Origin of the sequence: Cytobacillus sp. S13-E01 (assembly GCF_029193815.1) — a bacterium.
In the GTDB taxonomy this organism is placed as follows: Bacteria; Bacillota; Bacilli; order Bacillales; family Bacillaceae_L; genus Bacillus_BV.
This window is the reverse complement of the sequence record NZ_JARFVC010000052.1, coordinates 1-21,794: the sequence shown is the minus strand read 5'-3', so window position 1 is coordinate 21,794 and position 21,794 is coordinate 1. Positions and strand designations below refer to the sequence as shown.

At 34.4% G+C, this 21,794-nt stretch carries 20 protein-coding genes and 1 pseudogene; 18 read left to right on the top strand and 3 right to left on the bottom strand.

Annotation, left to right across the window (positions count from 1 at the left end; translation table 11 throughout):
- Positions 1-36: 36 nt before the first annotated feature.
- Together istB and istA are read right to left on the bottom strand one after the other, a co-directional pair.
- The gene (gene istB / locus PY093_RS20175; RefSeq protein WP_275647388.1) at positions 37-807 is read right to left on the bottom strand and encodes an IS21-like element helper ATPase IstB; all 771 of its coding nucleotides are present in this window, start codon (positions 805-807) and stop codon (positions 37-39) included.
- On the bottom strand, positions 804-2,372 hold the full coding sequence (gene istA, locus PY093_RS20170; protein ID WP_275647389.1) for an IS21 family transposase: 1,569 nt from the start codon (positions 2,370-2,372) through the stop codon (positions 804-806). Before istA ends, istB begins: the two co-directional genes overlap by 4 nt.
- A 596-nt stretch (positions 2,373-2,968) precedes the next feature.
- Between istA and PY093_RS20165 the strand changes: the two genes are divergently transcribed.
- From PY093_RS20165 to PY093_RS20100, 14 genes are all read left to right on the top strand, one after another.
- Positions 2,969-6,247 (top strand): helicase domain-containing protein, encoded by a 3,279-nt coding sequence (locus PY093_RS20165; RefSeq protein ID WP_275647572.1) that lies wholly within the window; start codon positions 2,969-2,971, stop codon positions 6,245-6,247.
- 559 nt (positions 6,248-6,806) lie between these two features.
- On the top strand, positions 6,807-7,739 hold the full coding sequence (ruvB, locus tag PY093_RS20160; RefSeq protein WP_275647571.1) for a Holliday junction branch migration DNA helicase RuvB: 933 nt from the start codon (positions 6,807-6,809) through the stop codon (positions 7,737-7,739).
- A 193-nt stretch (positions 7,740-7,932) separates the two neighbouring features.
- Positions 7,933-8,919 carry a helix-turn-helix transcriptional regulator gene (locus PY093_RS20155; RefSeq protein WP_275647570.1) on the top strand — a complete coding sequence of 329 codons (987 nt, stop codon included), beginning with the start codon at positions 7,933-7,935 and terminating at the stop codon, positions 8,917-8,919.
- Between the two features lie 101 nt (positions 8,920-9,020).
- The gene (locus PY093_RS20150; RefSeq protein ID WP_275647569.1) at positions 9,021-9,728 is read left to right on the top strand and encodes an NAD-dependent deacylase; all 708 of its coding nucleotides are present in this window, start codon (positions 9,021-9,023) and stop codon (positions 9,726-9,728) included.
- 33 nt (positions 9,729-9,761) lie between these two features.
- Complete coding sequence (locus tag PY093_RS20145; protein WP_275647568.1) at positions 9,762-11,102, top strand: hypothetical protein; 1,341 nt, start codon at positions 9,762-9,764, stop codon at positions 11,100-11,102.
- Between the two features lie 12 nt (positions 11,103-11,114).
- Positions 11,115-11,630 (top strand): hypothetical protein, encoded by a 516-nt coding sequence (locus PY093_RS20140; RefSeq protein WP_275647567.1) that lies wholly within the window; start codon positions 11,115-11,117, stop codon positions 11,628-11,630.
- Between the two features lie 13 nt (positions 11,631-11,643).
- Positions 11,644-11,982: a hypothetical protein gene (locus tag PY093_RS20135; RefSeq protein WP_275647566.1), complete on the top strand. Its 339-nt coding sequence runs from the start codon at positions 11,644-11,646 to the stop codon at positions 11,980-11,982.
- 179 nt (positions 11,983-12,161) lie between these two features.
- A complete protein-coding gene (locus tag PY093_RS20130; RefSeq protein ID WP_275647565.1) occupies positions 12,162-12,572 on the top strand; it encodes a hypothetical protein in 411 nt (136 codons plus the stop codon).
- 50 nt (positions 12,573-12,622) lie between these two features.
- Positions 12,623-12,997 carry a hypothetical protein gene (locus PY093_RS20125; protein ID WP_275647564.1) on the top strand — a complete coding sequence of 125 codons (375 nt, stop codon included), beginning with the start codon at positions 12,623-12,625 and terminating at the stop codon, positions 12,995-12,997.
- Positions 12,998-13,366: 369 nt separating this feature from the next.
- Complete coding sequence (locus tag PY093_RS20120) at positions 13,367-13,666, top strand: helix-turn-helix transcriptional regulator (protein WP_275647563.1); 300 nt, start codon at positions 13,367-13,369, stop codon at positions 13,664-13,666.
- Between the two features lie 2 nt (positions 13,667-13,668).
- Complete coding sequence (locus PY093_RS20115; protein ID WP_275647562.1) at positions 13,669-13,878, top strand: hypothetical protein; 210 nt, start codon at positions 13,669-13,671, stop codon at positions 13,876-13,878.
- A 135-nt stretch (positions 13,879-14,013) separates the two neighbouring features.
- Entirely contained in the window at positions 14,014-15,054 is a 1,041-nt protein-coding gene (locus tag PY093_RS20110; RefSeq protein WP_275647561.1) for a DUF5067 domain-containing protein, read from the top strand.
- Positions 15,055-15,833: 779 nt separating this feature from the next.
- Entirely contained in the window at positions 15,834-16,013 is a 180-nt protein-coding gene (locus PY093_RS20105; protein ID WP_275647560.1) for a hypothetical protein, read from the top strand.
- Between the two features lie 70 nt (positions 16,014-16,083).
- Positions 16,084-17,688 (top strand): recombinase family protein, encoded by a 1,605-nt coding sequence (locus PY093_RS20100; protein WP_275647559.1) that lies wholly within the window; start codon positions 16,084-16,086, stop codon positions 17,686-17,688.
- A gap of 53 nt (positions 17,689-17,741) precedes the next feature.
- On the opposite strand, the pseudogene PY093_RS20095 reads toward PY093_RS20100, so the two are convergent.
- Positions 17,742-18,269: pseudogene (locus PY093_RS20095) on the bottom strand (ABC transporter substrate-binding protein); the annotation flags it as partial.
- Between the two features lie 132 nt (positions 18,270-18,401).
- Here PY093_RS20095 and PY093_RS20090 point away from each other — a divergent pair.
- The 4 genes from PY093_RS20090 (at position 18,402) to PY093_RS20075 (ending at position 21,573) form a co-directional block, all read left to right on the top strand.
- Positions 18,402-19,184 carry an alpha/beta hydrolase family protein gene (locus PY093_RS20090; RefSeq protein ID WP_275647558.1) on the top strand — a complete coding sequence of 261 codons (783 nt, stop codon included), beginning with the start codon at positions 18,402-18,404 and terminating at the stop codon, positions 19,182-19,184.
- Positions 19,185-19,237: 53 nt separating this feature from the next.
- A complete protein-coding gene (locus PY093_RS20085) occupies positions 19,238-19,480 on the top strand; it encodes a DUF2584 domain-containing protein (protein WP_275647557.1) in 243 nt (80 codons plus the stop codon).
- A gap of 143 nt (positions 19,481-19,623) precedes the next feature.
- A complete protein-coding gene (locus tag PY093_RS20080) occupies positions 19,624-20,061 on the top strand; it encodes a DUF6376 family protein (protein ID WP_275647556.1) in 438 nt (145 codons plus the stop codon).
- Positions 20,062-20,259: 198 nt separating this feature from the next.
- Positions 20,260-21,573 (top strand): IS1380 family transposase, encoded by a 1,314-nt coding sequence (locus PY093_RS20075; protein ID WP_275647547.1) that lies wholly within the window; start codon positions 20,260-20,262, stop codon positions 21,571-21,573.
- Positions 21,574-21,794 lie beyond the last annotated feature (221 nt).

Sequence of the window (21,794 nt, the reverse complement as noted above, 5' to 3'; positions counted from 1 at the left end):
TGTAACCGTCAAGTGAAAATGAACACTTTTTGCTAATTAATTTTGAACACTTTCGTTCCCAAAAATGGAAGAACGATGTTTCATTCGGTAACTTTTTTCCTCTCTAAAATGAATCACTTCTGCCCGATGGATGAGTCTATCTAAAATGGCTGTTGTAATGCCAGGATCACCTAATAATTCTCCCCATTCTTGAGGCCCTTTGTTCGATGTTATAATGACAGAAGATTTGTCATATAGGTCATTAATCAAATGAAAAAACAGATTGGCTTCACGAGTATCCATTGCCATATACATCAAATCATCAATAATGATTAAATGGGAGTCTCTGATACGTTTCATCCTTGTCTGTGACTTTCTTGTAAATTCCTCTGTTTTTAATGTGTGAATGAGTTCACCCATAGATATAAATGACACCTTGTATCCTTGATGAATAGCTTCTATTCCTAGTGCCGTTGACAGGAGCGTCTTGCCCACCCCTGTTGGTCCTAAAAGGATAAGGTTGTATAATTGATCTAGCCATGCGAACTCCTTTAATTGGTTGATTTGCTTCTTGCTTAGTGATTGCTGCTCATTCAGATTGAATGCCTCAAGTGTTTTATAAAAAGGGAACCCAGCCCATTTTAGTCTCTTTTCAATTTGTTTCTCATCACGACGCTTTTGTTCGTAAGCCGTCAAGTGGTCAATAAACATTCGGTACGTCCAATCCTCTGTTTCCGCTTTCGAAATCAGCTGGGGGAGGTAGGTGGCGCTTTCTGCCCACCTTAAGGAACGTAAACGGTGTTGCAGCTGTTCAATGGAATGATTCATTTGTATACACCCTCTTCCAGTAAAGCTATATATTCATTTATATCTCGAGTCTGTGGTTTTGTATTAATTACAGATTGATCGGTTGCATAGATTGGTTTCAACTGTTCACCCGTTCGATCCTCTGGTTTGCTGTTTACTTGGCGTTGGCGTTTGACATGTTGGATGATATCGCTAAATTCAGTCGCACTATACAGCCCCCTGTTGACACATTCCTTTAAAGCATCACTCGCAAACTCTGGCTCAGATTGAAGCACCTTTGAGATGAGTTGAAGTTGATCACGAATATACCGCGGGTAATTACGATGGACTTGAGTTAGAAATTCAGTCGCGAGCTCCACATCCTCAAATTTCTCGGAAACACTAGTTATGAAAACAGCTATGCCTTTTGTGCGATCCCGTGTGTGCTGGCGATCTTGAATCAGTTTACCTTTCTCGTGACTAATCTTATGGTAGGCAATTACAGGCCCTTCCTTTTCTTCTCGAACAAGTAAATGGTTCTTATCTGTCACTTCGATATAAACTTCTTTATCTTTCTTATGGGTTCCGAGAGGAACAGAATACCGATTTGATAGGTAGAGAATAGTATTGTCCTTCCTAACGGTTCTTGTTATACTTGAATCAATACTTGAAATAGTAATTTTTGTAGTGACCGGTCTTAAGTGTTGTTTTTCAAGGTTAAACACTTCGACTGGTCTCTTTTTTGTTGTATTGTGAACTTTACCATTTCCTGTTCTTTCAAGCCATGCGATGCCCTGTTCATTCCACTGATCGATATTGTGAAAGGCACGATTCTTAGCGAAGTTTTTCTTTATAAAACCAACCACGTTCTCAATTCGCCCCTTGCTTTCAGGATCCGCCTTGCGGCAAACATGAAGGACTAATTTCCTTTCTTCACGATAAGCTTGAAATTCACCAGTAAGAATTAGGTCTCCAGCATTCTCGCTGACTACCATAAGAGAGTCTTGATCATAAACAATTTCGTGAGGAATACCCCCAAAAAACTGAAAGGCATTTTCATGCGTTCGAATCACATCTTTCGTAGTGAAAGGCCTGTCCAACCACTCGGCATATTTATACCGGGAGTGCGAAAGTACAAAACTAATGAAATATAATTTGACCTCTTTTCCATCTGATGTCTTTTGTATAGTTTGGCCAAAGTCTACCTGAGCTTGTTTCCCCATCGGAGGGTCTGGAACGGCTTCGTAGACACGTTTTGTTTCTGTTTTAGGAAGCGAATATTTCTCCCGTAATTCTTTAACATAACCACGTACTGTGCTCTCAGCCACCTCTATACCCTTATATTTTTCGAATAACCAGTCATGAACTTGAGATGCAGAGAGATCAGGATGTTCACTTAGCCATGTTTGAATAACCATCTCATATGGATCAAGCTTTTTTGCTCTTGTTTTTGTTGATGCCATCCATGAACTCATTTCATCCGGCGATTTTTCTAAATATTTGTAAACGGTTGTTCTTGAAATCCCTAGCTTTTTAGCGATCCTCCTTATCTTAAACCCTTGTTGTTTTAATTGATAAATCTCCATATACACTTTCCACTTTTCCACCTTTCAGTTCCCTCCACTTGTGATGATAATTCTGATAATCTATCACATTATACAATGTTTGGAGAAAAATTTTTAATAGTATAGGGGGAGGTCGCCGCATTGAAAGTGGTGCCGCCCCTCCCCGGGGCGGCACCACTTTCAATGCCAAAACCCCAAGTACAGTTGGTAAAAAAGTGTTCATTATTATCTATCAAAAACTGTCTACTTTAGTTTAGCAGTTACAAGAACTTAAGGTACAAAGTTCAACGGACGAATCGCGTATACAAAATCTTGAACTACAATTAGCAAAACTTGAAAAAGAGGCATCACATAAGGAGGAAGTATATAAACAATTAGATTCTAAGATAGCTATTTATGAAAAAATAGAAGAAATTGTTAAGGTAGCTCAGGTAGAGGAATGGAAATTTCGCTACAGAAAACTTGAAGAAGAAACTAAAGAGCTTAGGAAACGAGCAACTATAGAAGACTATAACTCTAAAAATACACTTATTCAACAATTAGCATTGCAACTAAAAAAAGTGAAAGAATCAACCGTTTCAAAAGAAAATTTTAACCACTTAGAACTTGAGAGAGACCATTTGAAAGAGTCTATGCAAATGATAGCTTCTGATGTTGAGCGATTGGAAAATATAGTTACTGAAAATGAGAAGCATAATACTAACCTTCAACAGCAAGTGGGCCAATTAGAGAATAGTTTAGCAAAATATAAATCATTAGAGTCCAATTACAATGCTTTACAAATTGCTCATGAAGACTTACAGCTTAAATATGATCAACAACTCCAACAAATAAAAGAATTGTCTATACAGCTCCAGCAATTACAAGAGCAAATACAATACTCCGAAGCAGAATCAGATACACATCTACAAACGCTAAATACCGTGGATTTTATTGTAGAAGATGTGCAGGTATTATCGGATGTAACTCCTTCATTACCAGAGGAGGAAAACTTACCTTCAGAAGTGGTACAAGATGAAGTAATCTCAAATTTCGACCAATCATCTGTTATTGAACTAGCTCTAGACGAAGTGAAAGAGGAAGGTATAACATTTGATGAATTCTTAGAAGAAGTATCTGATGAAAGGGAGTTACTTGTAGAGCAAGAAGTAGATGAAGCACAAATGGTACAAGCTATGTCCGATATTTTGTCGAAAACAGTGACCTCAGTAGATGAAGGAGTGGTAACTCCTTTTCCAAACTACGACTGGTCATCTTTTTTACCAAGGGATAGTGAGTCAGAGCACAGTTACTTAAGGCAAGTGATTAAAAAGATTAATGCATCGATGCGTGAAATCTCTGGAATTGAGTTTAATGCAACGTATGAAATAGATTATTCTACTGCCTATGCAGAGGGGATTATTCGTAAGCAAGCCTATGAACACAACAGTAAACTAAAATATGTTAAAGAACGTCCGTATATGGGGAGAATTGACTATGTTACAGTAGTGGGTCCAGAAACAATTTATATTGGAGAACAAGGGATAGACGGCTATGTTATTTCATGGAAGGCAGAGGCTGCCTCTCTTTATTATCTGAGAACGGTCGGTCAGCCGATTGATCACCAGTCACTTGGAAACGTTATTGTAGATTATATACGCCAAATTGATATTGAATCTGGGAGTATTAAGACGTTACATCCACCTATTACTTCAACTAGCCAGTACTTTAAAGATGAGGGATTAGTTTCGGCACTTGAAAATAAGCGTGGTACAGATATGCAATCCATCGTTGCGACATTACAGCGAGAACAATATGAGATTATTCGTCTACCGATGAATCAGCCAATTATTATACAAGGTTCAGCGGGTAGTGGTAAATCTGCTATCGCACTTCATAGACTAAGTTATGTACTGTATAAATATAAAAATTTGGAACCTGACAGCGTTGCTATTTTAGGTCCGAATAAAGCATTTTTAAAACATATTCAAAATGTGTTACCAACATTAGGTGATTTCGGAATTAAACAAAAAACTTTTTCAGAAATTGCATGTGACATACTAATGATTTCTTCATCAAAGTTGAAACGTCACCAAGCAACAGAGCTAGATATAATTAAAATGAAAGGCTCATTAGATTTTAGAACTATCGTAGAGCAAACTACAATTAGAATTATCAATGACCTGCGAATTTGGGCAAAAGCATACACGTTAAAATCAATTACGATTTCTATTCCAATCTTACCAATTTTAAAGGAAATGGAAAAATATCCACAACTTACGTTAAAAAATCGAGAAAATCTTTATTTTAATTTCTTCTTAAAAAGCTTGCAGAAAGAGATACATATTAAAAACAAAGAACAGCAGCAGTTAAAGCAATGGGTAAAAGAAAAGGCAGATGTTATTGTAAAACAAGAAGTGAAGAAATTATCTCTATTCCATAACGAATTTATTACGACTGAGATAGCAGAATTAGGAAGTCGATGGGTTGAGCATTTAGATTCATATCAAGCTCATCGTTCTAATGCGAAAAAAAAGCAAGCTGATATAAGTCGTCACCAATTTATAACTGCGATTCAGCAAGCCCTACAGCTGATAATGGAAGATCATTCTGTTGTTCTTCAACAATTGATTCCTAAATCTATTGACGAATCAATTATTACAGATGCTTGGAAACCTCATATGCAGCGTGAAGTTCAAAAAGCTAAAGAAGCAGTCATCTTAAAGCATATTAGAGAGCAGCAATTGGAAGTGTTAAGTGTCGCTGTGGTTACAGAAACAACCACAGTTGAACAGCACTTGAAAGAGGTGCAGGAGCTAGTTCTTCAGCAATTAACAATAGAGCAGCTAGCCTTTTATAATGACCTAAAAGATATACTTGAACAAGCATTGCTTTCAGAAACTCTAATGCTGTTGGAACAAAAATACAGTAAGCAAGTTATAGAAGCATTAAAAACACGATATAATTTGGAATTCAGTTTTAGCAAACAATATCAAGGCTCTAAGTTTATTGAGTATCATGTCTCTCAAAACGAAAGTGACACCTTAAAAAATTATATAATAAAACATCTTGAACTGGATTATTTAGATTGCTTTGATGAAGCTATAAAAATTGCTAAATCTGAGGGTCTTTTGCCTAATGACTATAAATCATTCGACATTTTTTATGAAGACCTACCGGCCTTGTTACATATTGGCCGTCTAATTAAAGGTGTATCAAAAGAACATAAGTTGTCATACTTAATTGTTGATGAAGCTCAAGACTATATGCCTTATGAAATTGTAGAGATACATGCACTAACAAAGAAAAACGGATTAATGTTAATTGGTGATCTAGGACAGAATTTAAATCAAGCAAGCTCTTTACAAAATTGGTATAATCTTGACCAATTAATTGGTAAACCTGCTTATTATGAGCTTCAGGCAACGTATCGTTCAACAGCTCAAATAGTGGAAGTAAGTAATGAAATTATTAAGCCGTTTTCAGATGGGAAATACAAGCTTTCTTCAGAAACATTCCGTGATGGGGAAGAAGTGAAATGGGTAGAAGTTACAGCTGAAGCTGAAGAGCAGAAGCTTATTGAGGTACTAGAAGATGCTATTTATACGAATAATTATGAGTCTGTAGCAGTGGTAGTGAAAGAAGAATCATTACTTGAACATTTTAATTATATGATTGATCCATATTTCTCTGTAGCGATTCAAACCGAATCGGATCTACCAAGAAATGTTAAAGTAATTGTTACAACTCCAACAGCCGTAAAAGGATTAGAATTTGAAGCGGTTGTCATTGCACGATTTAATGACTATAGTTTAACAGATTTTGATCGTAAATTGGCGTATGTTGCTACAAGTCGTGCTCTACATCAGTTATATATTACGTTTGAACCGGGAAAATCATCTATAATTCCCTATAAAGAAACAAGTTTAATAAATTAATAATTTTCGAGACATTTCTAAGATAGACAATAGAAATGTCTCTTTTTTTAAATAACAATAAGATAATCTACCTTCAAAGCCCGATTGAGTTAGAATCATAGTATTTTAGTGTTTATTTTTTGCCTCTTAAATAACCACGGTGAACTGAATCGTAAAAATTATAAAATCTGAATTATTCTTACCAAGGAAAGTTGAAAAATTCTTCTTTATTTTTCACCTATGATTTTCGGTTTAAATTAATTTATCTTCCGTGCTTAAACTTGCTCCTAGTCCTTGTCTCTCTTCACTTGTTTTTAATCAGAAAGTATACCAAATAAAGGAGGGATAGTCCTTTGGTAGAAGTCGATAGAGGGTAATCTGAAAAAATTCTAACCCAAAGATACTCAACCTTACAAACTACCATATAATATTACAGATATTATCCATATTTAACAAATTGAGGGAGATTACTAATGATATTTATGTATAATAGTAATATAGAGAAAATTCAAATTAATCTAAGGAAGCGGAATGTGAAGGATAAAAAAAAATATTGATATGAAAGGAGAGTAATTTATTTTTGAAAAGGCCATTAAAATTAAATGACTATGTAGGGCAAGAAAAAATAAAGAAACAACTATCGATAACAATAGGTGCTTCAAAGAAAAAACAAACTCAACTCCCGCATATGCTATTCTATGGGAATCCAGGATTAGGAAAAACAACTTTAGCCAAAATAATTGCAAATGAATTTGGGGTAAAGTTCCATGAGGCAATGGGAACTAACCTGAAGACTGTTGAAGATGTTGAAAGCGTACTAGCTAATTTAACTGATGATGGCTCCGATGTACTATTTATAGATGAAATTCATAGATTGCCTCTTAAAATAGAGGAACTTTTCTATCCCGTCATGGAAGATTTCGTATTTGAGAAAGAATTGAATAGAAAAATACAACAATTTTGGGTGCCTGAGTTCACTTTAATTGGAGCTACCACTTTAGCTGGGGAACTATCGAGACCCTTAAGAGATAGGTTTAATTTAAAGTTTCAATTGCAAAATTATAATTTGGAACAGATAAGTGATATTATCTTGAAACTAGCAAGTAGAGAGAAAGTTACAATAACTGATGAAGCATTATATGACATTGCTAAAAGATCTAAGGGAGTAGCAAGAATTGGAATTAACTACTTCTATAGGTGCTTAGAATATGCTGAATTCATTACAGGTAAAAAGCAAATAAATCAAGAAGTTACAAAAAACCAATTTGAGATAATGGAAATAGATGATATGGGATTAGATGAAGGCGATAGAAAGGTTTTACTTTACCTTGCAAATCAGTCTTCAGCTATTGGGGGGGATGCATTAGCAATTGGTTCGGATATTGATAAGCCTACACTACAAAACATTATAGAACCATACTTAATTCAGTGCGACCTTATAATAAGAACAAATAAAGGAAGAGAGATTACAAATAAAGGGAAAAATTGGATTGGAAATTTTATGGAACAATAATATTTACTTCTTTGCTAATCCACTCTTGATTAACGACATAGATGTATGAATATTTTTTTGGGTAGAGACCTAAGGTAAATTTGAGTATAGAATTACCGAAATTATTTCGCTACTAAAAACGTAATTGAACTTTGAATAGTTTATTAAGGCTTAAACCAAAGAACCTAACAATCTCTATTAGGAGGTCATAAAAATGGTAGAAGTAAGTAATATAAAACGCCTAATGGCTATTCGAGAAATCCTATTTAAGATGACAGACGAAGAACATTATTTATCGTTAATTGAAATAATTAATCAACTTAAATATTATTTTGGTGATGACATTAAAACTTCAAAGAATACAATAAGACAAACTATTGAAGAACTAAAAGATAGTGGGTTTAACGTAGAAGAAGAGGTTAGAGAAAATAATACCGTTTATTATAGCCATCAGTATCGTAAATTTGAAGTCCATGAACTACGTTTATTAATTGATGCAGTATCCTCAGCTCGCTTTATTCCAAATGAAGTATCAAACAAGTTGATTAGCAAAGTGAAATCTTTAACGAGCAAACATTTGGCTAAAAGGTTACGTAATCAAATTATAGTTGATAAAGCGGTTAGAGCTGAGAGTAAAGAAGTTAAGTATCATATAGATAAAATACATACATCCATAAATGAGAGGAAATTGCTAACATTCAAATACGGTAGATACAATCTAAAAAAGGATTTTGTTCTTAGCCATAATGAGAGGTTATATACAGTTAAACCTCTTGCTTTAGTATGGAATAGTGACTATTATTACCTAGTTGCAAAGCCAGAAGGAAGCGAGGAAATTAAGCACTATAGAGTAGACCGCATGAGAAGAGTTTCAATAAAAGAGGTTGTGTCTCCTGATATTAAATTTAACATAGCAGAACATTTAAACCGTTCTTTTAATATGTACCCGGGTGAAGTTGATTACGTTGAAATTCTTTTTAGTAACCAACTTATTAATGTAGTGTTGGATCGCTTTGGAAGAGATATAAATATTAACATAGTGGATGAAGAAAAGTTCACAATCAAAATAAGTGCATCTATTAGTGAAGGTCTAATTAGATGGTTGCTTACATGGGGAAGCGATGCAAAGGTTATTTCCCCGCCAGCTCTCGTTCAAAAACTTAAAGAAGAAGCAGAGAAAATGTATATACAATATTCATGAGGAATTGGAAACCAATTCCTCTTTTTAATACTTATAGGTGATTAATTTTTTGAACACCTAACATGCTTTAATGGAAATATAAAGGGTTGGAGGTGCTAAAGATGATAGGCGATATGATAAAAAGTTCAAAACATATTGTGATTTTTACTGGAGCAGGCATGTCTACTGAGAGCGGAGTTCCTGATTTTCGATCAGATACTGGGATTTGGAAAGGGAGAAATCCGGAAGAATTAGCAAGCGTTGCTGCAATGGATACTAACCGAAGAGAATTTGTTGAGTTCTACCGAAAGAGGATGGAGATTTTAGGGAATATAAAACCTCATATTGGATACCAGATACTTTCAAATTGGGGAGAACGCTACAACTTAAAGTCCATCATAACTCAAAATACTGATGGACTGCACGAACAAGCAGGAAATCAACCAGTAATACCATTGCATGGGACTATTCAAAAATTGCATTGTCACAATTGCCAAAAGACCTATTCTAACGAAAGATATTATCAAGGGGAGTATGTTTGTTCTTGTGGTGGATTTATCAGACCATCAGTTGTACTTTTCGGAGAGTCGTTAGATAATAAGATGCTAAAAATGGCACAACAAGAATCACAAAAAGCAGACTTATTTATAGTTCTTGGATCATCATTAGTTGTTTCGCCAGCCAACATGTTCCCTATTTTAGCAAAAGAACATGGGGCAAAACTGTTAATTGTGAATCATGATTCAGCACCATTAGATTCCATTGCAGACATAGTTGTTAACGATACGAAAATAGGAGACTTTCTAAAAGTAGTATCAGACATTCTTTAATAATAAATTATCCTTTAAAGGAGTGTGTAAGCAATGCATTCAAACCAGGTAAAGGCATTTGGTACGTTTATTAAACGAGAGGATGTTATCTATAGAACTTCAGCTTATATCCAATGGGGTGAGTCCACTCAGTCACTAGGAGCATGTCTATTATTGAATCCTGGTTCAGCCATATTAAATGAAGACTTAAATGCAAAACTTCATTCAGATGGTTCTGCGTCAGGATTAATCCAAACAGAAGATCCTACAATGCAACAACTAATTCAAATTGTAGAAGAAATTTATAATAATGAAAGTAATTTATCTGGTCGGCTTTATATACACAATTTATTCAATCTTAAACATGGAAAAAACATAGAGGCTATTGAAAGGTTTGAAGAGCTTTGTTTATCAGGCTTGTACACTCTCGATGAATCGTTGGTTCCTATCGAAGAGTTGAAGTTATACCCGTGGATTTTATTGGGGTGGGGTGTTGAAAACAGAAGAAGATGGAAGAACCTCCAAAGAATAAAAGAGGAATGGATTAAAAGAATTTCTAAAGCAGGACTCTATTCATTCGGTAAGAAAAAAGAGGGCAGTAACGACTATTATCATCCTTGTCCGCTTAAAGTCTCTGATAGACCAATTAGAGTAAAAGAAATTATCTCCTTGTATAAAAAAGGTGTTGAACCACAATTAAAGCAAGAATATAAAATCCAACGCTTCTCAATACATGCCACTAAGCCTAATCTAATTGTAGAAATGAATGAGTTGGAAGGAATTGATGAACATGGCTTTGGGTGGAGTAGGTCATTAGGTAATCCTGAGAATATAGTAATAGGGTTTTCTCAACTTGGTATTAAAGACGGGTATAAATTAAGGGCATATCAATATATAGAAGGAGGAAATGGCAATGGAATTGTATGGGCTATTCCTTCTATAGAAGAGTTACCTGATCCCAGAGAGTGTAACAGATTAGAAGATTACTTTTTATCACCACCTAAACCAGAGTTTGCGTTGGATGATTTTATGGAGGTTATAGAAGGAGATAGAAGTCCACTGTCCTATCTTCAAGCAACTATAGCTTATCATGAGCTTCATGAATATGGAGCAATGTGGCATGGTGTATCGTGGGGAAGGGATGAAATACTTCCAGTTGAGAAAGAAAGGGAGATTAGCTCTTATGAATGGGAGATGGAGGAGGAAGAACCCAAGATTATTGAGCCTCATTTTTATATCAATAATAATGGAAATCCAGTAGTAATCTTATATACTATCAATGATATCGGGACCGTTACTCTCAATCGTTATGAACATGTTTTTAATAAAGATAATTATACGTTATGTGTTAATACAAAATGTATTGCTACAGCTGGGGCTGGGATTATCTTTTAATGAGGTGATAATATGATTAGATTCTTCCATTTTAATGGTAATGGTCAGATTCGATTTATAGCAGATAAAGAAGTTGAGGTAACTGGGGAAGGTGATGAAATACTATTTTCAGTAATTAAACAAGAATTAAATAAAGGAATTCCTCTATTAAAAGAATTTAAACAAAAAGGGATACCAGGTAAAATCAAGTTCTATAAGAAGATTAATAGTGTAGAGGATATGGTTTCCTTTTTGAAACATTTTAGTAAAAAGTTCACTAAGTATGGAATTGAAATATACGAAATCTTTGATGATAAAAAAGGTGACACATCAAAAAGATATACTTTTCTAAAGTGGAATGGAAAGTACGGTGCAGAGGCTAAGTTTATTGTTCGTGATAATTATTGTGGTAAACAAAGTTTCTTTACTCCAGGGCGATGTCAGGATTTAATTTGGATGAATCTTGATTTATCTGGAGACGTATCTATTGCGTACTGGGATGATTTTGGTAATGAAAGTGTAGATGAATTAGAACCAATAGCTTTCTAAGGGGGCATAATACATGGAGAAGAATTGGGAAAAGATTTTAGTGTTAGGCGGAGAAGGTGGAAGTGTAACGTTATTTGGGTTACGAGCTGAAGAGAGCGGATGGATATTTATGAAAGAAACAAATGAATCAGCTTTAATAGACTTATTTGATGACGAGGATTTGTCTTCTATTGCTATTAATCAATCAAAAGAAGTTTATCAATGGTCGGCAGCACTCGAACTCTTAGGAAGGCACTTTGGTAGGTTAGTACCAAGATATGTACACCCTGACTTTAAGGATTTAGTTTGGGAGGAAGTTAAACAAATAGCACAAAATCATAATTTAAGCAGATGGGAAAGAATATGTTCATGAGACCAAATGTTATAAGAAAGTATTGCTAAGGAATCTAAATCCTTAGCATTTTTCTAATTAATATGGAGAGATTTTTCAATTTCCATGAAAGTACTAAATAAAAATTCAGTAAAATATATTTTATTAGAGATACTTGTCTTTGTAATTTACATTAAGGTTTAAAGGAGTGAAATCTATAAATGAAAACACCACTAGATAACTATAACTTTGCAGTAAGTCCTATATTTAATTTCATAAAAGATCAAGCAGAGGAAGCAGTGTTCTTGCACTATGATATCGCAAAAGAAACTTTGCAATTATTTAGAAGTGAGGAGTCGTATAAAAATGGTGATCGTTATATAAGAGCGATCCAGTACGAAGGCAGCAATGATTATGTCAAGAGAGAACCGCATGTAGTCAGCATTCGGTTTAAGAGAGCAAATCTCCCAAGTGAATTAAAGCAGAAATTAGAAGACATAAAAGAATTTCGTCGAGATAAAAATACAGGCCCAGCAATAAATCCACAGTCTGAATCCATTGCCTTTAAGTTTGAAAGATTAAGTACGGAAGCTCGGGAAACTATCAACAATATTATTAGGGTGCTGAAATAAGCCATAGAGACTACGAAAAGCAGCGGAATGGATGTTTAGGAGGGAAAATTATGAGTGGTCAGACATATACTGATGAGCAAAATCAAATTTTTATAGACAATATTAAAGAATATCGTTATTTTGTTCAGGATGAAACAGAAGTAAAAACAAAAGAAATAACTATTAACTTTGGAAAAAGATTGATAAAAGAATATCCCCAACTAGGAGATAGGAATATTAAAGGAGAAGGTGTAGCACAGCGACTTGTTTATTTTGACAACCTTCTTGCAGGAGTCGAATTTTCTCATGAATATTACCTACAAAATACAATGAAATACTTCAATACAGTTCCAAGACCTGATGGAAATAAAGAACCAAACAAGTGGGTAGTATACCTACACCAAACAAATCGAGAAAATAAACCGAAGCGTGACCACGAGAAGTAGTAATAAGCAAAGTGTAATTAAATTATTTTTGATAGTAGCTACATTAACTCTGCTTATAGAAGAATTGAAATTCAATTTGATTTCTAATTTTGTTAGTAAATACTAAATAGTACAACGATAAATTTTACTTAAAGATTGTAGAAGAATGGTTTACCGAATTAGTAAACCACTTTTTTGTTAACTGATTCTAGTATATCTGTTCTAGTATAAATATAAGAATGGAAGACTTGAGCTTACCTTGATTGAAAGGTAGGTTCTTTTTCATGATTTAAAGAAAAGGGATAAAATAAAAAAATGGAACAAAATGCAATCTTATATTGCATTTTGTTAAGTTGTCCTATAAAATACATTTATAGGAGGTTGAATCTTATGGCAGCTCCACAACTAAAAGAAAAAGAAGCACAACTTTTGAGCCAAAATCTAAAAATTTTAAGGCAAACAATGAAATGGACCCAAGAAGATCTAGCAAAAAGGGTAGGAGTTACCCGTCAGACAATCACTGCTATAGAATCAGGAAAAATGGTTCCTTCTAAGACATTGGCACTGGCAATTTTAGCTTTATTTGCATCTTTGGCATTCCTCCCAGCAGTCGGCGCGGTTATAAAGGCAATACTAGAATCAACTAAATTAACGGATTTACTAAACAAAATAATCAAGGGAGAAGATTAAAAATGAACAATGAAAAAAATAACCAGGGAAATTTTGCAGGTTTTGATTTTAAAAATAAAACAGCTCGTTTTGAGAAAATCCCAGCAATTATTATTGCATCAGCATTTGCAGTACCTGTGGTAGCAACTGGATATGTAATAATAAAAAATGGGGATAAAATAACTGATGCTATTATAGAAGCAGTAAATACAGCTAGAAAGGCTGCCGCTTAAAAAACACCTTTAAAAGGTGTTTTTTTTTGCGGGGCACTGTGTACCTTTGTAAAGAACTGTACTTTCATCTATCTCTGATACAAATTATGTTATAATTTAGTAATATGAGAGATTCTATCAAAGGAGAAATGTAACGTGAAAAAGAGAATATTTTTTTTATTCATTTCTTTACTTACTGCATTCGTAATTGCTGGATGTGGACAAGATGAAGGAGCAGGACTTGAAATAGATCCAGATAGTGGAAACAACGTGGGTGTTACAGATGATAATGCAAATGAACCAAAAGAAACAGAAAATGCAGAAGAAAATAAAGACGTTTACTTTAAGGACAATGAAGTGAAATTGGAAGATTTAAAAATAAAAATAACAGAAACTAAAGTAATTCCAGCTGGTAAAGAGGGTAATGAATACGGTGATAAACCAGTATTTGCTATATGGTACGATACTACTAACTTAACTGACAAAGATATTAACGCAACAACTGCTTGGTTAGCAGTATTTGAAGCTGTACAAGACAATGATCCGAATGTAGTAAATACACTTAATGTTGGATCTCTTCCCGATGCTCAATTTCGAGAATCTCAACTTCAAACTATAAAAAAAGATGGAACTGTTTCAAATGCAGTAGCTTATGAATTAGATGATCTTGAAACTCCAGTAACATTAATTGCTTCACAAGGTATTTTGGGAGGAATAATTGGCGAACAAAATTTTGATATAAAAGGAAGCGTTACACTCGATAGAGAAGAACAGATTTCAATGGACTTCTATAAAAAATTAGTATTGGGATCAGAGGATGTTCAAACAGAATTCATTAATACATATGTTCATTCAGAAGGCAAAGAATTTTTTAACTTATATGTTGGGATGAATGCAAATTCAGAAGAAAAAGAATTTTATAATCTAAATGCTGGAATGAATCCAGAGAACAGTAAAAATTATAGAGTAATAGAAAGCATTGAGAAAGAAGGGGTCAATGGAGAAATTTCGAAAATTGTCTTAATGCATGTTGAAGATAGTAATCAGCATTTAAGAGAAGTTATTTTATTATTTGGAAAGGAAAATGAAGACTATAAGCTATTTCTAAGCATAGCCTCCAATACAGATAATGAAGGGTTTTCTACAATCTATGAGGAAGTACGGTCTGACTTCTCAACACCTATTTCAAGTCAATAACTCACAAAAGGGAAAATAAGCAACAATAGAAGTAATTAATGAAGCAGTTTACTCTTGAAAAGATAGTATAGGTTCAGACTGGATAAGCTAATCGGGAGAAATTATGAACACTGGAAAAGTTCCAGCTAGTCTGGGAAGTTTACAAATCAATTATTTAGGAGCAGATGGTAGTATTATCTGAACAGAATATTAATGCACATTACAAGGATACTGTGCATTCAAACAAAATAGATTTGTACTACTTTTAAAAACTATAAATTCCATAAAACAAATTTAACTACTTCCATTGACTTCTTATCAGTTGTAATTTATATTATTAGTCATGGAAAGAAATTTCTATATCTATAAAACTAAAAATTACTAAATTTAAATTTATTTCTGATTCGAGAAGCACTCATACAGAAATGACACAGGATAACTGTGTCTTCTGATGAGTGCTTTTTTTGTTGGTAAAAAGGAGGAAATTTAATAAAAGTAACTTCAATTCTAGACTTGATGTAAAACTGAGAAACTTAATAAATTATTTATATACTAGTGTACTTATAGTATCTATCAATCAAATGGCTAGGTATACTTAAGTTTAACAAAATAGTTTTTAAAACTTTGATGCATTTCGCGCCAAAAGCATTGGGCAAATGGATAGTACCTTACTATCCGTTTGCCCTTTTTTATTTCTGATTTTAGCCGTAGCCAAGACTGATCTCAATAAAAATTGAGTCAAATTTTAATTAGACAACCAGTGGATGAATAGATATAGAACTAAAGAGGAGGGAACACTTATGGGGAGATTGATATTTGGGGAAAGGGAATACACTGTTACAAATGAAGAGGACAAAGTTGTTTTCAAAGATATATCAAGTAAAGGAGTGAGAGTAGATTTCTCCTTTAGCAAGGATAAGGTAAGAAATAAGCTTGCAATGGACGGCTTGAAGCAATTTTGGACGGAAGTTTACAGATAAGTTAACCTCAAGCAATTAATAAATCTACAACTAATCATTTCAATTGACTAGGACGATAAGGATGAAACTAATGAAAAAGAAGAGAACGTGGATTTTATACCGTGTATCAACCAAAAAACAAGTTAGTGCAGACGATGATATCCCGATGCAAAAAAAAGCTTGTCATGAGTTTGTCGAAACACATCCGGATTGGGAGATTACAAATGAGCTATATGAGAAAGGTTTATCAGGATGGAAACTGACAGCTGACAATCGGGATGAGTTAATGAAAATAAAAGCTGCTGCTGAGAATAAAGAATTTGATGTTCTTGTTGTATTTTTATTTGATCGACTTGGAAGAAGGGAACAAGAAACCCCATTTATTGTTCAGTTTTTAGTAGAACAGGGAGTTGAAGTCTGGTCAGCAAAAGAAGGACAAGCAAGAATAGAAGACCACGCAGATATATTAATCAACTTTATTCGATTCTGGCAAGCATCTGGTGAGAGCCATAAAATCTCATTGCGCTCTAGAGAAAGTAAAGAGCAATTAGCAAAAGAAGGATACAATCAAGGAGGTATTCCTCCATATGGATATAAGTTAATTGAAACTGAAATCCCCCATTGGAAGGTGAAAGACCGAAATATTAAAGAGGAAGTGCCGGATAAGTATGAGGCAGAAGTTGTAAAAATGGTATATGATTTATACGTAAACAAGCATTATGGTTATCGTAAAATTGTAGACTATCTGAATGAAAACGGATATCGTACTAGGGAAAACAAGCACTTTGGTGTTAGTACTATTCAAAGAATCCTGCAAAATCCGGTTTACATCGGAAAAAAACGATATAAAAGCTACCGGGGAAAAGATGGAGATACGCAACCGTATAATGAGAAATTACACATAATAGACACTGATCTATTTGAAAAAGCACAACAAATAAAAAACATGAGAAAGAATGCTTTGACCGAGCAAGATAAAACTGGTATTCCAATGGGAGGAAAACTCATCTTCTCAGGACTTGCCTTTTGTAAGTATTGTGGGAGCAGACTCGTAGGGAACTATTTATATAGAAAAAGTCAAAAACCTAATAAAAAGGATGAGTATTACACGACTATTATTTACAGGTATAGATGTCCAGCAAATAAAGGAACATACGACCATGAGCAAAACATATGGGGAGCATTGAAGTACGACAAAATAATTATCTCCCACATAAAAGAAATTCTTAGAAATATGGATATTTCTGTATTCATCGATAAGTCAATCGATAATAAAAAGGAAAAAGTTAAAAGCAAAGAAGTCATTCTAAAGAACCTTCAAAAGGAACAAGAAGGCAACAAGAAACAACTTCAAAAACTTAACGAAGAAATTGCTAATGCTCTTATGGGAGAAAGTTCGTTCACTCCAGACCAATTATCGGGAGCAATTCAAGGGATTGAGATTAAAATAAGAAACTCAAATGAAATAATTGAGCGCATTGAAAATGAATTAGCACAAGAAAAAGAGAATTATTCGGATGTACGGAATATGGCAGAGGAATTAAGAAACTGGGAAAAAAAGTTTGACCAAGCAGATGATGATTTAAAAAAGGTTATGTTGTCTAGGATTATTCATAAGGTGCATTTTGGAAAGGAAAGTATTAATATTGAATTGAATGCTCAAATTGAAGAAATAATGGCACAAATAGAGGAGTAGTAAATACTTCTCTATTTATTTTCTTTTAGTTAGTAGTGTATTTCGTTACATAATGCTAATGCGCTAGCGATATTTGCAAAGTCTATATTCTGAATTAACTCAAGATCATTATGTGGATCAATTCCTTGTTTTTTTAGTACGTATTCACCAACCATTTGTGGCATTCCGCCCTTACGTTGGCCTAGGAATGTACTTCCTTTTAATTGATCCCATTCAAAATTATCATCCTTTTTACGAGCAACTAAAAATGTACCATCAGTTTGAGTAAGTTGTGCAAAATTGATAACAGGGTCACTTGAGCCTTGTGCCTGAACATAAATAGATGTTTCAGACCCAACTAAAGCAATGTCAGCCCCATCTGATAAAACGGCTGTCATTGTTTTGTCACCACCCCATGTAGTAGTGAGTTCGACGTTTATTCCTTCTTCTTCAAAAAAGCCTTCCGATAGTGCTACGTATTGAGGGGCATAGAATATGGAGCGAGTAACCTCTGCAACTCTTATTGTGTCAGCCTTGTCATTATTACAAGCAGCTAGTGGAATAATAAGTAACAGCGTCAATAGTAGTGATAGATAACGCATGAAGATACCTCCTTGACGGATAAGCGTCAATATTTATTTTTTGTATACGTTATAATATGAAGTGTGACAAAAATGTGTGAATGCCCATGGTTTTTTTTATAAATTGCACTATAGTGATTGGAGAGAAAAATAATGAAAGATGGACAAATTTTAGAAAAACAACGCTTCCCATCACCTAATCCAGCGATTGAGTTATATCTCATTACATATTATTGCATGGGTCTTCGTATTAAAGGGTTTCTAGCAGAACCAAAACGAGCGGGAAAATACGATGGCTTTTTATATTTAAGAGGTGGTATAAAAAACGTAGGAAAGGTTAGAATTGGTCGAATTATTCAATTTGCCTCAGAAGGATTTGTTGTTATGGCCCCGTTCTATCGGGGGAATCAAGGTGGAGAAGGAAACGAAGATTTTGCTGGAGATGACAGGCATGATGCGCTTGCAAGTTACAAAATTTTGGAAAACCATAGTAAAGTGAATCCAAACAGAATTCATGCTTTTGGTTTCTCCCGAGGTGGAGTGATGGCACTTCTTACTGGGATTTATGAGGACAATATCTGCTCGATTGTTTCATGGGGAGGAGTGTCAGACATGTCGCTTACCTATGTTGAGCGAAAAGATTTAAGGAGAATGATGAAGCGTGTGATCGGTGGCACCCCAGCAAGATTTCCCGAAAGATACCGATGGAGGACGCCACTATATGAGCTAGAGAAAATAACTTCTCCAGTGTTAGTCATACATGGTGAACAAGATAAGAATGTTTCGGTAGAACACTCTTTTCGATTAGAAAAAAGGTTGAAAGAGTTAGGTAAACCAGTAACAAGTAAATACTTTAAAGACTTCACTCATTACTTTCCGCCTGCCCAAAACCGTGCAATCGTGAAATATGTAACGGAATGGATGAAAAAACAGTAGCAAAATATGTTATTATTATGTTAAACAATTCACTTAAAAGGAGTGTAATACCCATGGGTATGCCTATAGAATTTAATACAATGATAGTTACAAAAGGAAGAGAAACCAGGCTAGTTGATAATATATTCACGCTAGTAAAAGAGGGATACAGACTTTATCCAATTGAAATTCCAGTTGAAGTTCGCAAAACAATAGAAAGTGATTCAAGTGGGGAAGCCCTAATTAAGAAAGTGGAGCTTGAAAATAACAAAACGACGATTACATATCAATTGATTGCATTGAATTCGACAAATTAATAAATGGTGTAAAAACAGAGTAGATTGTTTTTATAGTACTCTGTTTTTTGTTTATTGTTTATTTTGTGTAGACAGCCTTTTTTTTAAAAAATCTGTGGTAAGATTAAATGAATTGAAAAGGAAATGAAGGAAAGGAGCTATTTATGAGAAAAATACTATTTGTTTTTGTCATTCTTTCAACAGTATTAATGAGTGCATGCTCTTTATTAGAGGAAGTAAACAATTCATTAGACTATGTAAATATAGCTACTAATCATATAAATACCCTAAGTAACTTTGGTGAAGAAGCACCTCAGATGATTAAAGAAGCTGCTACAAATCCCGAAGCTAAGGAAGAACTAGAGAATAAGTTAAAAAAAATAAAGCAGGATCTCGAAGAATTTAATAAGATTGAAGCTCCAGCACTAGCAGAGGATATTCATCAAAAAGTGGTTGATAAGAATAAAGAGATTGAAGAAGTTATTAATAGTACAATGGTAAACGGTAAACTTGCACTAGAAAAGCTTGAAAATACTCAAATTTTTACCTTAATCACGGAAATAACGACTTTCCTAAATTCACTCGAAGAATTGGGAAATTAATTGGAAATCTAAGAGCGTAAAGACTTATACCTGAATTATTCACTGCTTTAACCTCAATCAACTCAAAGTGCAATAGTGACAAGCGATTTGGAGAATAATGATTGTCACCCAAAAGGTGAACATCTTTTAACGTGAAAAGGAGCCCCTTTTTTGGTATTGTCATAGTAACGAACCAAAACATACCAAGGGGGCTCCTCTATGACTAGTTTAAACGAACAATCTATGGATTTCAATGGAAGTATTAAGGTCAATTTTAATGGTGGTAACCTTACTAATGATTCTGGGCTTTTACTTTATAAAGAATTTGCTGAAAAAATCGGACTTAGTCAACTGATTCAATCAATGGTGATTTTGAAAGATCCAGTTAATCACGATGTTCATACAAACGATAGTGTTATCATGCAAAAGATTTATCAACATATTGCAGGATACCATGCGGATGATCATGCCGATAGTCTTCGTTATGATCCAGCTTTGACGACCATTTTAGAGAAAGATTACTTGGCTTCTCAACCTACAATGTCCAGAGTAAATCAGCTTTTCGACGTAGAGGCAATGAAGCAACTTCAACATGTAAACGACACTTTGACTGAACGATTTCATAAGTTGGCGTCTCCCGAAGACATTATTCTTGACCTCGACTCCACAAACGCTGCAACTTATGGCAATCAGCATGGCTCTAAATACAATTCACACTACGGTGAAAATGGCTACCATCCTATGCTTATGTTTGATGGATTAACAGGTGACTGCCTTAAGGGTGAACTTCGAGCTGGGTCAGTCTATACTTCCAGACAAGTGGTTCGCTTTGTTGGTCCGACTCTTAAACGCTACAAGACTCTTTATCCCTGGATAAGTCCTGTTATTCGTGGAGATAGCGGTTTCGCTGTACCTGAACTATTTGAATTAGCAGAAACAAAGGAAGCTCTTTATGTGATACGGTTGAAGGCGAATAAGCGTCTCTATGCTAAGGCTGAAGAGATATTAGCCCAAATTCCAGACGATATAATAGAGAAGACATCTGTTTTCTATCGTGAATTTACATATCAAGCAAACAGTTGGACCCAACCCCGACGGGTTGTCGTGAAGATAGAAAGACCGAAGGATGAGCTTCTTTTCCAATTCACCTTTATTGTGACAAACATGAATTTGTCCCCTAAAAACATCACGAAGCTTTATTTCAATCGGGGAACAATGGAAAACTTCATTAAAGAAGGGAAACTAGGATTCGCCTTTGGGAAGATGACAAGTACTGAATTTGAGCGAAATGCATGTAAATTACAAATCGCCATCCTGGCTTATAACCTTCACAATGGCTTTAAAAGATTATGTTTACCAGAAACCAAGAACACAAAACTAATTGATACCGTTCGCTTGCAGCTTATCAAGATTGCAGGAAAATTTGTACGATCAGGTCGTTATCTCACATTTAAGCTATCAAGTCATTGCTTGTATAAGAAAGAGTTCATGGAAACTTTAAGCAGGATCCAGATGCTTCCACGGTTTGGATGATAAAAATAGGAATAAACTGTAAATTCAAAATTGATTTTACATTCCACAGGATAAGTCTGCCCTTTTTGGAATAATTAGGTAAATTATGGATTTTTAAATTTTGTTTTCTCCCATCACCCTTAAAAAACAAAATAATTTATCCATTTAAATGGAAAAATTTCGAAATATTTTCTCGTTGAATCCAAAAAACATCTAAAATCACCTTTTGTGAATAATTCAGG

Bases quoted from the DNA above. Each gene is read 5' to 3' on its own strand.
- istB (WP_275647388.1), bottom strand. From the start codon at position 807: ATGAATCATTCCATTGAACAGCTGCAACACCGTTTACGTTCCTTAAGG.
- PY093_RS20165 (WP_275647572.1), top strand. From the start codon at position 2,969: ATGATAGCTTCTGATGTTGAGCGATTGGAAAATATAGTTACTGAAAAT.
- PY093_RS20155 (WP_275647570.1), top strand. From the start codon at position 7,933: ATGGTAGAAGTAAGTAATATAAAACGCCTAATGGCTATTCGAGAAATC.
- PY093_RS20150 (WP_275647569.1), top strand. From the start codon at position 9,021: ATGATAGGCGATATGATAAAAAGTTCAAAACATATTGTGATTTTTACT.
- PY093_RS20145 (WP_275647568.1), top strand. From the start codon at position 9,762: ATGCATTCAAACCAGGTAAAGGCATTTGGTACGTTTATTAAACGAGAG.
- PY093_RS20140 (WP_275647567.1), top strand. From the start codon at position 11,115: ATGATTAGATTCTTCCATTTTAATGGTAATGGTCAGATTCGATTTATA.
- PY093_RS20135 (WP_275647566.1), top strand. From the start codon at position 11,644: ATGGAGAAGAATTGGGAAAAGATTTTAGTGTTAGGCGGAGAAGGTGGA.
- PY093_RS20130 (WP_275647565.1), top strand. From the start codon at position 12,162: ATGAAAACACCACTAGATAACTATAACTTTGCAGTAAGTCCTATATTT.
- PY093_RS20125 (WP_275647564.1), top strand. From the start codon at position 12,623: ATGAGTGGTCAGACATATACTGATGAGCAAAATCAAATTTTTATAGAC.
- PY093_RS20120 (WP_275647563.1), top strand. From the start codon at position 13,367: ATGGCAGCTCCACAACTAAAAGAAAAAGAAGCACAACTTTTGAGCCAA.
- PY093_RS20115 (WP_275647562.1), top strand. From the start codon at position 13,669: ATGAACAATGAAAAAAATAACCAGGGAAATTTTGCAGGTTTTGATTTT.
- PY093_RS20105 (WP_275647560.1), top strand. From the start codon at position 15,834: ATGGGGAGATTGATATTTGGGGAAAGGGAATACACTGTTACAAATGAA.
- PY093_RS20100 (WP_275647559.1), top strand. From the start codon at position 16,084: ATGAAAAAGAAGAGAACGTGGATTTTATACCGTGTATCAACCAAAAAA.
- PY093_RS20090 (WP_275647558.1), top strand. From the start codon at position 18,402: ATGAAAGATGGACAAATTTTAGAAAAACAACGCTTCCCATCACCTAAT.
- PY093_RS20085 (WP_275647557.1), top strand. From the start codon at position 19,238: ATGGGTATGCCTATAGAATTTAATACAATGATAGTTACAAAAGGAAGA.
- PY093_RS20080 (WP_275647556.1), top strand. From the start codon at position 19,624: ATGAGAAAAATACTATTTGTTTTTGTCATTCTTTCAACAGTATTAATG.
- PY093_RS20075 (WP_275647547.1), top strand. From the start codon at position 20,260: ATGACTAGTTTAAACGAACAATCTATGGATTTCAATGGAAGTATTAAG.